10 protein-coding genes are annotated in these 13,930 nt (G+C 50.1%); 3 read left to right on the forward strand and 7 right to left on the reverse strand.

The window, feature by feature from the left end:
* The first annotated feature begins 9 nt into the window (after nt 1-9).
* Both WG891_RS24540 and WG891_RS24545 read left to right on the forward strand, forming a co-directional pair.
* Nucleotides 10-2,175: a hypothetical protein gene (locus WG891_RS24540; protein ID WP_337264859.1), complete on the forward strand. Its 2,166-nt coding sequence runs from the start codon at nt 10-12 to the stop codon at nt 2,173-2,175.
* The gene (locus WG891_RS24545; protein WP_337264860.1) at nt 2,145-2,897 is read left to right on the forward strand and encodes a DUF3142 domain-containing protein; all 753 of its coding nucleotides are present in this window, start codon (nt 2,145-2,147) and stop codon (nt 2,895-2,897) included. Before WG891_RS24540 ends, WG891_RS24545 begins: the two co-directional genes overlap by 31 nt.
* 56 nt (nt 2,898-2,953) lie before the next feature.
* On the opposite strand, the gene WG891_RS24550 is transcribed toward WG891_RS24545, so the two are convergent.
* From WG891_RS24550 to WG891_RS24560, 3 genes are all read right to left on the reverse strand, one after another.
* Nucleotides 2,954-4,246, reverse strand: a complete 1,293-nt coding sequence (locus tag WG891_RS24550; RefSeq protein WP_076941989.1) for a TRAP transporter large permease — start codon at nt 4,244-4,246, stop codon at nt 2,954-2,956.
* A gap of 24 nt (nt 4,247-4,270) precedes the next feature.
* Nucleotides 4,271-4,777, reverse strand: a complete 507-nt coding sequence (locus WG891_RS24555) for a TRAP transporter small permease (RefSeq protein ID WP_337264861.1) — start codon at nt 4,775-4,777, stop codon at nt 4,271-4,273.
* A gap of 184 nt (nt 4,778-4,961) precedes the next feature.
* Nucleotides 4,962-5,942: a TRAP transporter substrate-binding protein gene (locus WG891_RS24560; RefSeq protein WP_337264862.1), complete on the reverse strand. Its 981-nt coding sequence runs from the start codon at nt 5,940-5,942 to the stop codon at nt 4,962-4,964.
* 656 nt (nt 5,943-6,598) lie between these two features.
* On the opposite strand from WG891_RS24560, the gene WG891_RS24565 reads away from it, so the two are divergent.
* Nucleotides 6,599-7,141, forward strand: coding sequence for an AAA family ATPase (locus WG891_RS24565; RefSeq protein ID WP_337264863.1), 543 nt, complete (start codon nt 6,599-6,601; stop codon nt 7,139-7,141).
* Nucleotides 7,142-7,563: 422 nt separating this feature from the next.
* Here the strand turns inward: WG891_RS24565 and WG891_RS24570 are convergent, their stop codons facing one another.
* The 4 genes from WG891_RS24570 to WG891_RS24585 form a co-directional block, all read right to left on the reverse strand.
* Nucleotides 7,564-8,214, reverse strand: coding sequence for a response regulator transcription factor (locus tag WG891_RS24570; protein ID WP_337264864.1), 651 nt, complete (start codon nt 8,212-8,214; stop codon nt 7,564-7,566).
* 269 nt (nt 8,215-8,483) lie between these two features.
* Nucleotides 8,484-9,956 carry a TolC family protein gene (locus WG891_RS24575; protein WP_337264865.1) on the reverse strand — a complete coding sequence of 491 codons (1,473 nt, stop codon included), beginning with the start codon at nt 9,954-9,956 and terminating at the stop codon, nt 8,484-8,486.
* 147 nt (nt 9,957-10,103) lie between these two features.
* Nucleotides 10,104-11,357, reverse strand: a complete 1,254-nt coding sequence (locus WG891_RS24580) for an HlyD family type I secretion periplasmic adaptor subunit (protein WP_337264866.1) — start codon at nt 11,355-11,357, stop codon at nt 10,104-10,106.
* Nucleotides 11,358-11,406: 49 nt separating this feature from the next.
* Nucleotides 11,407-13,776 (reverse strand): type I secretion system permease/ATPase, encoded by a 2,370-nt coding sequence (locus tag WG891_RS24585; protein ID WP_337264867.1) that lies wholly within the window; start codon nt 13,774-13,776, stop codon nt 11,407-11,409.
* Between the last annotated feature and the right edge of the window lie 154 nt (nt 13,777-13,930).

The following is a 13,930-nucleotide window of genomic DNA, read 5'->3' on the forward strand; positions in this document are numbered from 1 at the left end:
AAAAAGCTTGTGCAAGCGTTAACAGCGGCGGTTATTTATAGTGCCAGCCCGCTGGCGATGGCCTCTTTTGATGATATGAGCTGCCGCTGGGCCAGCGATTGTGCCCTGGGTGGCACGCCCTATCTGGATCCTGATAACGATACCCGCGCCAATCTGCTGATGCTGCAGGCGCAACGGCGTGGCTTTCCCATCGCGCTATCCGCGCTGCCGCAGGATGTGAGCCGCAGCCGAGGGTATGCTTTTGGCGTTTTCAAGGGCACGGCCCTGCCTGAAAGCCAGCCAGGGGATGCGCCCAGCCCGGCGCCGTTGCCGGTTGACAGCGAACTAGATGCCATGGCGGCGAAATTAGGCATTTCTCCCAGCGCGTTTTCTGAGGTGAGCGAGGAAAATGAAGGCCGCTGGGTATCCAACAATAAAGATTCACTGCGCCAATTCTTTAGCGCATTGCTGGCAGATCAACAGTTGGATAAACCTGACCGTGACTTATTGGCTTTGCGGCGGGTAGCTATCTACCGCGGTGAGCAGGATACCGATCGCTTTTTACCGCTGATGCAGCATTTTGTTGCCGGTTCCCACGCGGCTGCCTTTCGTGATTATCTCAGCAACGCAGAGCTGTTTTATAAGGGGAAATTCCCCGAAGCCGAAACCGGCTTCCTGGATCTGAAAGAGTCCGATCAGCCGTGGGTGGCGGAAACGGCAACCTATATGCTGTTCCGCGTTGCCTTAAACCAGGCCACCGAACATGCGGTGGATGAATATGGCATGTTCGAGATCGACAAGGTCAACAAACAGGCTGCCGATTTAGCACTGCAGCGGGCGGAAACCTACGTGACGGCCCATCCGGGCGGTGCCTATGTGGATTCCGTGCGCGGTTTGTATCGCAGGGTGTATTGGTATCTTGCGGATTGGCCGAGCCTGGCACAGCTCTATGAAAGCCAGATTGTGAGTGCGAAAGATATCGACTCGCTCAGTGCGCTGATTGATGAGAACGATCAGATCTTGTTAAGCCGCATCATTCCTTACAGAAGCGCTGAACAGCCGTTTACCAGCGTGGCCGACACGCCGCTGCAGACCTTTACTCAAACCATGAAATGGTTGCGGAAATATAGCCTTGAGAATAAGGAGACGCCCAAGGTTACGGCCGAGATAGTGCAAAGCTATAAGCCGATGTTTGAAAAAGCCAATATGTTGCCGGTTTGGCAATATATGCAGAATGCCTGGTTGTTCTATCAGCAAGGGGATTACCCAGCCGTGCTGGCGGCGATAAAACCTGCCGAGCAACTCGCGCCGGATGACATTGTGGCGTTCAGCCAGCAGGTGATTTATGGTAAAGCTATGATTAAGCTTAACAAATTGCCAGAAGCCGAGGCCCATTGGCGCCACTTGCTGACGTTGAAGCTCTCACCCCACCAGCAACAGTATTTACAATTGATGCTGACCAACAGTCTGGTGCAAAGCTACAACGCGGCGGCGATTTTTGCCGCGCAAAGCCCGATTAATAATCTGCGCTATCGTTCATTGGTGCTCAAGACCTTGGCAAACAAGGCGTTGTTGCAACAGCAGGCGGCCTCTGGGCCTACGGATGAAGAGAAAACCATTGCCCTTCATACGTTATTAACCCGCGATCTGATGGTTGGCGACTATCAGGGCTACCTGGATGACAGATTGCTGAAAAAGCATCTCCATTCACCCCTTGATCCTGAAGCGTTTGGCGATGTGAATCTGGCGATCTTTGACTGGGACGGCAGTGATACCGAGCAGGGGTATTATTGTGCCCCGCTGGAGCAGACCGCCACGGCTCTGGCAAAGAATAAAACCGATGCGCACGCCTTGAACTGCCTGGGGGAGTTTTTCCGCACTTCGTTAGCTCGTATCAGCGCAGACGTTGAGATGGACGGCGGCGGCGGGTTAGAGAGCCAGATGCGCGCGGTGATGGACAAGGACAGCAAACAAGGACGGCTGGCCTATTACCAACAGGTGATCGCCGATGCCAAAGCGGAACCGGAAGATAAAAGCTATGCCCTTTACCGCGCCGTGATGTGTTTTTCTCCTTCTGGCTATAACGATTGCGATGGACAGGACATCCCGATTGAGACGCGCCGCAATTGGTTTAATCAGTTGAAAAAGAACTACAAAGGTAACCAATGGGAAAAACAGCTCAAATACTACTGGTGAGGCGTTGGTGGCAGGCGTTATTGCTGATACCGGTGCTGGTTACCGCATCGGCGGCGGGTAAAAAGGACGCAGGCTATGTGGATACGCGCGATTATCGCGCGTTCTGGCTATGGTCTGGCGTCTGGTCGCAGCCGGTGCTAAAGCAGGCTGACACGCTGTATCTTCATCAGGCTGAAGTGGTTACGGGCCGCCAGGGGGCGCGCTTTTTGAAGTTGGGGCAACCGCTGGCGAAGCTTCAGGCGCCCGCCCTTTGGATTACCGTGCGAGTCACCACGCTGGATATCCCCGATGAGGTATTGGCTGCGGTTTTGCGCCTGCCTGCACGCTGGACGGCAGCGGGTAACCGGGTGGTGGGGTTGCAGATTGATTTTGACGCAGCGACCTATCAGTTAGACAAGTATGCGGCGTTTCTCAGCCATCTGCGTAGCCAACTGCCCGCCGAGTTTGCATTGGGGGTAACGGGGCTACTCGATTGGGCGAAAACCGGTAACGTCAGCCAATTGAATGGGTTACCGATAGACGAGTTGGTGATTCAAACCTATCAGGGCAAGCAAACGGTCACGCAGTATGAGCACTATTTACCCGCCTTATTAAAGCTGCGGGTGCCGTTTAAGATCGGGCTGGTGCAGCAGGGAGTGTGGAATACTCAGTGGCAGCAGCGGTTGGCAACCTCGCCCTATTATCGCGGAGAAGTGGTTTTTCTGGTGAATGCGGCCCGATAACAAAAAAGCCCGTTCTCGGTAAAACGGGCAACATGCAACAGCTTAAAGGAAAATCGTTATCCGGTATGGACGCCAAACAGCTTGGGCAGGAACAGTGAGATCGCCGGAACGTAAGTGACCAGCATCAGCACGCTGAGCAGGGCGATATAGAACGGGATCATGGCTTTCACCACCTGTTCTATTTTTTGTTTACTGACCGCGCTGGCGACGAACAGCACTGAACCCACCGGCGGCGTAATCAGGCCGATCCCCAGGTTGACCAGCATGATCATCCCGAAGTGCACCGGATCGATACCCAGGTTGATCGCCACCGGCAGCAGCACCGGCGTCAGGATCAGGATCAGCGGAGCCATATCCATCAGGGTGCCGATCAGCAGCAGCATGATGTTGATCCACATCAGGATCACATATTTGTTGTCGGAGATGGAGGTAAAGAACTCAGTGATCCGCGTCGGCAACTGCATGTAGGTCATGATGGCACCGAAGCTGGCGGCAAAGCCAATCAGGATCATCACGATGGTGACGGTTTTCACCGTGCGGAACATCAGCTTGGGCAGCTCAGACCATTTGTAGTCACGGTAAATGAACATGGTGACGAAGAATGACCATAGGCAGGCAATAGCCGCAGATTCGGTAGCGGTAAAGATACCAGACAGGATCCCGCCCATGATGATGACCACCGTCATCAACCCCCACAGGGTATCAACGAAGATCTTCAGCGCCTGGCGGAACGGCACGCGTTCGCCTTTCGGGTAGCCACGTTTGTGTGCGAAGCAGACGCACATCACCATCAGCGTCAGGCTTAACAGCAGGCCCGGCAGGATCCCGGCGATAAACAGCGAAGCGATGGAGACGGTGCCGCCGGTCGCCAGCGAGTAGATCACCGAGTTATGGCTTGGCGGTGTCAAAATGGCCTGCACCGATCCGCTGGCGGTGACGGCGGCGGCGAAATCGCGCGGGTAACCTTTTTTATCCATTTCCGGGATCATCACCGAACCGATCGAGGCGGTATCCGCCACTGACGAACCGGAAATGGCCCCAAAGAAGGTCGAAGCCACGATGTTAACCAGCGACAGACCACCGCGAATAAAGCCCACGAAGATATAGGCGAAGTTAACCAGGCGGCGGGCAATACCGCCTTCTGCCATGATGGCTCCGGCCAGAATAAAGAATGGAATGGCCAGCAGCGAAAACTTGTTCACGCCGTTGGTGATCTGAATCATTACGGCTTCGAGCGGCAGGTCGATCCAGAACGCCCCGGCGACGGCGCTGATGCCGACGGCGTAGGCCACGGGTACACCAATGGCGAGCATTACGCCAAGGGTTAGCAATAGAATCAATGCGTCCATAAGTTACAGGCTCCTGGTTACCGCTTAGGAATTACCCAGCATCACCACCGGGCGGTGATTCTGCGGGCCAAAAAAGATGCGCTCAATAATGAACAGTAACGTGATAAATGACCCGATAGGCAGCGGCAGATAAGTGACCCCTGCGGTTAACACCGGGAATTCAGCCACGGGCTGTTCCCACAGTTCCAGGCACAGGTTGTAGCCGTAATAGAGAATAAACAGGCTGATCGCCAGCATCATCAGATCGGTAAGTACCGAGCAGACCTTTTTCAGCGGTTCTGACAGGCGATCGGTCATCATGCTGACCGCGATATGCGAGCAGGAACGGTAGCTGACGGCGGCACCGACAAAGGTGAAGGTCACCATACAGATGATTGCCACCGGCTCCGGCCACGATAGGCCGGCGTTCATGACGTAGCGGGCAAAAATACCGACGGGGATCACGGCGGTCATAACGAGCAGGGCAAGGCCGGAAAGCCAGATAGACACACGGTAAATGAAGTCCATTACCGATATATAAGACTGAGACATGATAATCCCTTACATCCTGGTCAGAAAAAATGGGGCGGATATCCCCATCACCCTTCAAGCCGCAGAGGCTGCCATTATTTACCTCAGTCACTTGGGTTGACCAAGCGCCTGGGAGCTGGCTCAACTGCCGCCTACCTGCAACCTGAAGTGGCGTGGGTATCGTTAATATTCCGCCCCTTGGCCATTACTTGACGGCTTCGATACGCTGGATTAACTCTTGGTAGTTTTTACCAAACTGATCGCGCACCGGTTGGGTGGCCTTGTAGAAATAAGCGCGATCGATATCCTGAATATTGACGCCGCCCGCCTTCATCTTATCCAGCGACTCCTGGTTATATTTGGCCCACAGTTCGCGCTGTTCGGCCTGGGCTTCTTTCGCCAGTTTGAGGATCAACTGCTGATCTTCGGCAGACAGCTTGTTCCATTTCGCCTTGGAGTAGAGGAACACTTCAGGAATGATCATATGGCCGGTCAGGGTGTAGTTTTTTGCCACCGGCATGTAGTTATGGGCAACATAGGTTGGCGGGTTGTTCTCTGCGCCATCAATCACGCCGGTCTGCATGCCGCTGAACACTTCGCTGACGCCCATGCTGACTGCGTTGGCCCCCATGGCTTTCAGCGTGGCAAGAGCAACCGGGTTACCCTGAACGCGGATCTTCATGCCTTGCAGATCTTCCGGCTTACCGATCGGGTTCTTGGTGATCATGTTGCGTGTGCCGCCGTCCATCCAGCCGAGGAAGACCATTTTTGATTTGGCGTTATCGGTAATTTTCTGACCGATCTCTTGGCCAATCTCACCGTCCAGCACCTTGTGCATATGGTCTTCATCGCGGAAGACATAGGGCAGGGTAAAGACATCGACCTCTGGCAGAATGGCCGCTACGGGTGACATAGAGACGCGGATAATATCAATGGCACCGATCTGTGCCTGTTCGATTTCCTGCTTTTCGTCACCTAACACACCGCCGGGGAAGGTTTTGATCTCCAAGCGGCCGTTGGTCGCCTGCTTCAACTTCTCGCCCATGTGCTCAACGGCGACGACGTTTGGATAGCCGACCGGGTGAACGTCTGCGGCTTTGATCTGCTGTGCGGCAAGAGAAGAGTGGCTCATAAACAGCGTTGCCGACGTAAGGCACAGGCTGAGTAGCGTCTTGGACAGTTTCATTAGGTAATCTCCAGAGGTGAATAAAGGAACCTGGGGGGACTCGGTGAGTCAAGTGCGGATGAGATGTGGCCCAGGTATCATTTCTAATCTGATATTGATTCGGCGTTATTCCGCTATCTTCAATGAGCCTGTTCTTAGGCATGAGCTGACCGTCAGACAACGAATGTCCGGGTAAATCAGTGAGTTTCTTATATGTTGCCAACTGTGTCACAAGCTAATCAGATACGACACAAAGTAACTTATTATACAACTTTGTAAATTGAGTGATATCACAAAAGAGGAAAGTGATTTCTCAGTCTGTTTTAATCAATAAAGTGTAAAATTAAAATGACGTTTTGATTTTATATATTTGATAATATTAAGTTATTAGTGGTGTTAAGCATTTTTATCGTCGGGCTGAAGGTGAATAACTTTGTAAAAATGGTGTGATAACTTTGTGCGGTGTCATGTTATATGGTGCAACTGCCGTGCTGTTAACCCACCGTTTTATCTGTTCTGTCACCTTATTGGTCTAACATGGCAGCGTAGGCATGCTTAACGGCACGAGCAGAATCCGCTTGAAAGCCCCCTCTTTCCCTGTGTTAATTTGCGGGTTGAAGCGCGTTGGTGCCCAAGGTCAATCAGTGAGGGCAGCATTCCTTTTTGAGGACTGATTCATGTCTCAAATTAATAAGATCCACATCATGGGAGCTTCTGGTTCGGGGACCACTTCGATTGCTGCGCGGTTGAGCAAAATCACGCATTATCAGCACGTGGATACGGATGATATTTACTGGCATGCCACCACACCTCCCTTCAGCGTTGCCCGTGAATACGTGGAAAGGCAGCAACTGTTATCGGCCACATTAGCAGCAAGCCCACAGTGGATACTGAGCGGCTCCCTTTGTGGTTGGGGGGATATAGTTATCCCTTATTTCGATCTGGTGGTGTATGTGTACGTGAAGAATGATGTCAGGATCGACCGTATCAAGAAGAGGGAATGGGCCAGATACGGTGCGGCGATTGCTCCGGGGGGCGAGTATTACGAGCAATCTCAGCGTTTTATTGCGTGGGCCTCAGCCTATGAAACGTCGACAACCGTGAGCAGAAATGCCTACAAGCATAAAAAATGGCTTGAAAAAATAACCTGCCCCGTTGTGGAGGTGAGCAATGATGCGCAATGTGATGATGCGGTGAAAGCAATAATGGCTTACCTGTAAATTCGCCTGATTTCACCGCAGGTTAAATGCCAGCCAGCCTCGGTATATGGGGAGTGAAAATCTTGAGGCAATGGGCTTATGACATGCTTTACGGTAAATAAGCCTGCGGCAGAGCAACGATATTGTCACGCAACCACAGGCATATATTACGGGCCGAGATTAAGGGTACATCATGCTAAAGGTAGCTCCGTTATCGTCGGTGCGAAGAATCACCGCGCGTTGCCTATTCCCTGGGGATAATACCGGTTTGTTGTCAGTTCCAACGTTTGGCCTATCTGATGGAATCTCCATGCTGTAATATTGTGACACTGTGGTGAAACTGTCTTACCAAAACACGATGATGGGTATTAAAAGCAGTACAGACATATCGTATTGACTCGTGCTGATTAAATAACACCCGGCATTATGATCGTTACGGTCACCTAACCAACACCGGTTAAACCGGTTTCAAAGGCGAAACGAAACAGGTCAGCATCCCTTGATATTTGGAGTTTGCGCATCGCGCTGGTTTTCTGGGAACTCACCGTCTGCTTAGTTCGTTTTAACTGGCTGGCAATGTCGTTTACAGACATACCCGAAACATACAGCCTGATCACCTCGGCCTCGCGTTTTGTCAGTTTAGGACTCGTGGTGCGTGAAGCCATATTACCCGCCAAGCATTGTGCCACTGACTTGAAATGAGGCGAAATATAGGTGGCTCCAGCATAGACAGCGTGTATTGCAGAGATCAGGTGACCAAGATCTTCAACCTTATTCAACACCGAACCCACCCCGAGCTTGAGTATTTCAGCAACAATTGCCGAGTTGTCTAACATTGTAAAAACAATAATCTTTAACTCCGGGTAATGGCGCCTTAAGAACGAAAGCATTGCCATACCATCTCCAGCAATGCCACCAGGCATGACATAATCCGTTATAAGTACATCGCTATTAGTCTGGTTTAATACATCAAGAATCTCAGTCGAGTTCCTGGCTTTCCCGACAATATTGAGCGTACGAATTGTCGATAACTCATATGAGATACCTGAAAGTATTGCCGGGTGATCGTCCGCAATAATGATATTAATATTCATAAATCATCCAATTATTAATAATTGTATCCTTGACAATTTATTTTTTTAAATAAACTGTTATTGCATCTATCTCGGTGAAAATACCGAGAACAGCAGGTAGAGAACAAAGGAGCATGCCCAAAAAGCATACTCCGTTCATTCATCCTGGTAAGAGAACGTGCATCACAAAACATCAACGGTGGAAAAGACAGTTCCCGTTGCCTTTAACAATGCTGGCGTTGGGTTACCTTCCCCTAAATTCCAAGTGGCTTGGGAAAATTTTGCAAAGCCTAGCGTTCAACGCTATTCAGGTCATCAAGTAGCCAGCGGCTTAATATTCCTGTGCTTCCATAGGCTTTTAATACAGCGAGATAACTGTCAAAACGATATGAGACCTCATTAATACGATTATTGTTGTAATCACTTTCAGCAACCAGAACATCCAGCAGCGTTCGACGGCCAAGATGATGCCATTGGTCAAAAAATGCAGTTTTCACTTTTTCTGTTTCTGCAATCAGGCTGACATAAAGATTTGCCCTCGTTAACAAAGTTTTGGCATCCTGGGCTGCGGCGCGAACGTCAAACTCAAGATCCATTTGCTGTCTGGCTTTATTTTCGAGTTCGGCTTCAGCCCTCAGCAATGCGGCTTCCCGAGCCGCAGTGGCGGACCCCCCGCTGAAGACCGGCCAACTAACGGTAACCATGGTCTGCCAAGGATCTTCGCGGCCAAAATCATCCTTGCCCGTTGATTTTGTCACCACCCAATTGACCTGGGGTTTTTCTGCAGCCTGCAGCGATTCAGCATGAAGTTTTGACGCTTTTGCTTCAGCTTCTGCCTGTAATAAAGCCGGATGATTCTGGGCAACGGACAGCAGTTGGTTCAGCTCAATATCGGGTAAGGTAAATTGAATATTCTTTGGAAATTTGACACTGTTTTTGCCAATCAACTTATGCAGTTTTATTTCAGCATCTCTCTCCCGTGCTTGCCACGTATCTCGGTTCGATTCGGCTTCCAGTAACCTGGCACGTGCCTGTACCAATTCGCTGGCGCGCCCATTGTCTGTTGCCACTATATCCCTCAGCATATCAACCAACTGTTCCATCCGTTCTGCATATTGCTGATTGATGGTAACTACCCGGCAGGCTTTCTCTTTCTCCAATAGGGTACTTGCCACGTCTTGAGCCAATATTTCCACATTGGTCATATATTTCTGGACCGCCGCCGTACTCAACTCTTTACGGCTATCGATCGATTTCCCTGTGCGCCCCCAATCGTAGACCGTGGTTGTCATGTTCACATTGATGGCCTGAGCGCTGGAATGAGAACCGCGTCCCAACGACGTTGAACGAGAATTAGCTCTGACGTCAATTTGTGGCCAACGCTGTCCTTCTGCTTCACGCACGTCAGCATTTGCCGCCCCGAGTTCTGCACTGGCTTGCTTAAGCGAAGGGCTGCGTTCGATAGCCTGCTTTAAAGTGCCAGCCAGAATGGCTTTAAATGCCTGACTCCCCACCTCAGCATGCTCACGGTCTTGGCGAGAGTGCGGTTTTTGATGCGCAGCATAGGCCGTGGCCGTCTGCTTGCGGCCTTCTTTATTTGTGACCTTATCTATTACTTTTTTGGCCGGTGATAACTTTTTTGCCTGCTCGGAAATCAGGCGATATTCCCCAAAAGTGCCACGGAGCGCGGTTTCTTTTGTTTTTGTTGTAGATGAAAATAAACTCCAGGATGAAGCCTGGTGGGGATCATCCTCCGCGGCCATTGGAACCACATCCTGTGTATCAGCCAGGGCGTGCGGCAGAGATGATGTCGTTATACCCACACACAGTAGCAACCGCATTGAAGCATTCAACATTAAAGCGCGAGATTTTGGGAAACGATTTTTTCTTCTACTTAATTTCATACTGAATTATCTCTCGCGGAATGCTTCTCTGGCTTTAAATACGGGCTTCAGTAAATAATCTAAAATCGTTTTTGTACCAGTACGTATTTCTACGGTCGCAGTCATACCTGGAATAATCGGTAGTTTCTTGCCAGCCGACTCCAACCAACTGGTATCGGTGAGTATTTGTACCCGATAATAAATTGCGTCCGGTCGGCCTGCTGCCAATTTTTTTTCATCTTGTAACGTATCTGGGCTGATATGGACTACGGTGCCTTTAAGCCCCCCGTAAATACCATAGTCATAAGCAGAGACCTTAACCGTTGCCGGCAGCCCTGGGCGCAGGAAGGCGACGTCCTGTGGCTTTATTTGCCCTTCCACAATCAGTTGATCTTCCAACGGCACAATCTCCATAATGTTCGCACCTGGTTGAATAACTCCCCCGATCGTGCTGATACTGACGTTTTTTACCGTTCCGTAAACCGGAGCGTAAATAGTTGTGCGTGCCAGCACGTCTTTACGGCCTACCTGGCCCTCGATCAACTGTGCAACTTCGAGCTCGGCTTTGGTTAATTCTGCGTTTGCCTCACCCTGGTAGCGGTTACGACGTTCTACGATCTGGATCTCCAGATCATTAGCCTGACGCTTCATGCGCAGAATCTCTACTTCGGAGATCAAACCCCGTGAGGCTAATGGTGCAGTCATAGAAACTTCTTTCAAAATAAGGTCACGGCTGCGTTGCAATGCGCTCAGACTGTCCTCAAGAGATTTTTTCCGTGATTCATAAGCTTTAGTTTCTTGCTCAATCATCAAAGGATGCTTCTGTAATTCTTCTGGAAACTTCAGCGGCTTTTGATAAGCTTCGGCTTCTAGTCGCGCTATCATTGCCTTTAACCCCATCAGCTTGGCATTCATTTCCTGATAAGTAGAGCTTGCTCGAGTGGGATCTATTTTTAGCAAAGGTTGCCCCTTCTCTACAATATCCCCTTCACGAACCAACATCTCTTCAATAATTCCACCTTCCAGGCTTTCTATAACTTGTTCGCGGCTTTTTGAAATAATCTTTCCTTCACCTTGGGTTATTTCCTCAACCTTGGCGTAATGAGCCCAAATAACTCCTGTCGCTAAAATGACACAAATGATATATAAAATGGCACGCGAGCCTGGGGCCGACTGAATAAGTAATGATTCACGTAGGTCACTCATAAACGCGACATCATCAGCTTTTAACGCAGCAGGCTTCGGGGCACGCTTAAAGCTGCTCTGAATTTTATTAAACATATCTCAATTCCTTGGTGTATTTCACTGGCAGGCGTTTAACCTGAACTCGTTATTTAGCGTTAGAAGGTGTTTTAGTCACTGACTCACGATCGCCTGTTGCGGTCAAAGCAGCGATAATTTCATTTTTTGGTCCATCAGCGACAATACGTCCTTCATCAACAATCAAGATCCTGTCAACCAAATTCAATAATGAGGTCCGGTGAGTCACCAGTATCAGCGTTTGATCTTTAGTCGCGTTATTCAGTCTTGCCATAAAAAGAGCTTCAGTTTGCGTATCCATAGAGCTGGTAGGTTCGTCCAGTAACAGTATTTGTGGACGAGCTAACAAACTGCGTGCTAAGGAAACCAGTTGGCGTTGTCCGCCAGATAACCCTTCGCCCATTTCGCCGATAGGCATGTTGATTCCCATTGGATGCTTCTGTGCGATTTGATCCAGCCCTGTCAGTTGCAACACTCTCAGAAGCTCATCAGTGGAAGCATTTGGGCGGCCAATCATGATATTTTCGCGCAGCGTGCCGTAAAACAGACGCGCTTCCTGGCCAACATATCCTACGGTTGCACGCCAGTCTGCCGGGTCAATCTGCGCTACATCGATCCCCCCGAGCATCATCTGCCCCCCGGTCGGTTGATACAGACGCGCCATCAAGCGCAGTAACGTCGACTTACCGCTGCCAATCTTCCCCAATATCGCGACTCGCTCATGGGGCCCGATGGACACATTTATGCCTTCAAGTACGGGCTGATTAGGTTTATCTGGCGGTGCAGGATAAGCGAACTTTACCCCTTTCAGTTCCAATTGCCCTTGTGATGAAGGCAAGGGTAAATATTTCTTATCAACTTCACGATCAAGTGGCATATCCATAAGGCGATTCAATGACGTCATTGCCGCTTTAGCCTGTTGAAAGCGTACGGCCAATCCTGCCACCTGGGTCAGCGGTGCCGTTGCACGGCCTGCCAACATCACGGTTCCTATTAACGCTCCCTGAGAAAGCGAGCCATCACCAATCAGATAAACACCGAACACGATGATAATTACGGTCTGCAGCTGCTGCAGGAAACTCACTAAATTCAATGCGCTACTGGTGAGCTGACGTGATTTCATTGAGGTGCTGGCAGCCGCTGCGCTGAACGCTTCCCAACGACGCGTCATATGGCCTTCTCCGCCAACAGACTTGAGTGTTTCTATCCCCTCAATGGATTCCAGCAGAACACCCTGTTTGAGTGAGGATTCACGCAGGTTTTCACGCATGGTTCGCGCCAGTGGCCATTGAATGAACACGCTGATAATGATGATGCAAGGTATCATCATGAGTGGTATCCACCCCAACGAGCCACCGATAACGAAGATCACGCCAACAAACAACAGAACAAAAGGTAAATCAGATATCGCGGCCAAGGTCGCCGAGGTAAAAAAGTCTCGTACCGATTCAAATTCGCGCAACTGGTTGGCAAAGGCCCCGGCCGAAGACTGCTTGTGCTCCATTCGCACGCCCAATGCCTGGCGGAATAACTGAGAACCCAATATCAAGTCGGCTTTTTTAGCCGCCATGTCCAACAAATTTGCGCGGACAAAGCGCGTTACCGCTTCAAAACACATGGCAAGAGCTACACCGATTGCCAAGGACCAAAGGGTGACATAAGCCTGGTTTGGCACCACACGGTCATAGACATTCATCGTAAAGAATATGCTGGATAGCGCCAGGATATTCACAATGATCGCGGCAAGCGCTGCGCTGCGGTAATAACTGCGATAGCGCCACAGGGTACTGAACAGCCAATGACCAGATGAATGCGGTGTTTCTTCACCAGCACGGGTATCAACCTGCGCGCTGGGTTTGACCAAAATGGCATGCTCTGAATACCAGGTTGAGAGCTCTTCGTGACCTATTTCTACGGGTGAATCAACGCCGATTTCAGGCAAAATTATTTGGAAACGCAGTTTGCCTTCGTCATCACGACGGGAAGCCAGCAGAATAGCCGCCCCACGATCTTTACGTAGCAATATGATAGGCATCAGATGCGCAGAGAACTCGTGTGCCCGGCGACGAACCGTTCCGGCAGTAAGACCCGCATTACTTAATGCACTCAGGGCCTGTGACGTGTTCAGCTGATTCCCTTTAGGTAACCCAGCACAAAGGCTTTCAACGCTCCGTGGTGAGCCCTGGTATTCACACATCCACAGTGTGCACTCAAGCAGAGTGTCTATGATCCGCTCAGGGGGCGGAAGAATAAACGAATTCTCATTCTGATTCAGATGATCATTTTCTGACGGCATGTTTATAATCCTTTGGTGTCTTAATTGACCCAGGTTTTTGCAAAGATTTATTAAAAAGACATAGCCTTTATTGCTATCTCTGTAAAAATAGGGGGAAAGAGAATCAGGAAAATAAATATCCCCTCCACGTTTGCTATGGAACATACTTTAAATTCCTGCGGCTTCTGTGTCTGTCAGGTATGTTCGAATTGAAATGAAAGAGGGTAGGACCAGTACTAAACTGATGTTCTTGCTTTTCTTACTGGGGTTGTGAAACGGCAGGTCAAAATTAAGCCTTGAAATTAACCATATATAAAAC

The organism is Serratia sp. MMO-28, from assembly GCF_037199905.1.
Classification (GTDB): Bacteria; Pseudomonadota; Gammaproteobacteria; order Enterobacterales; family Enterobacteriaceae; genus Chania; species Chania oryzae.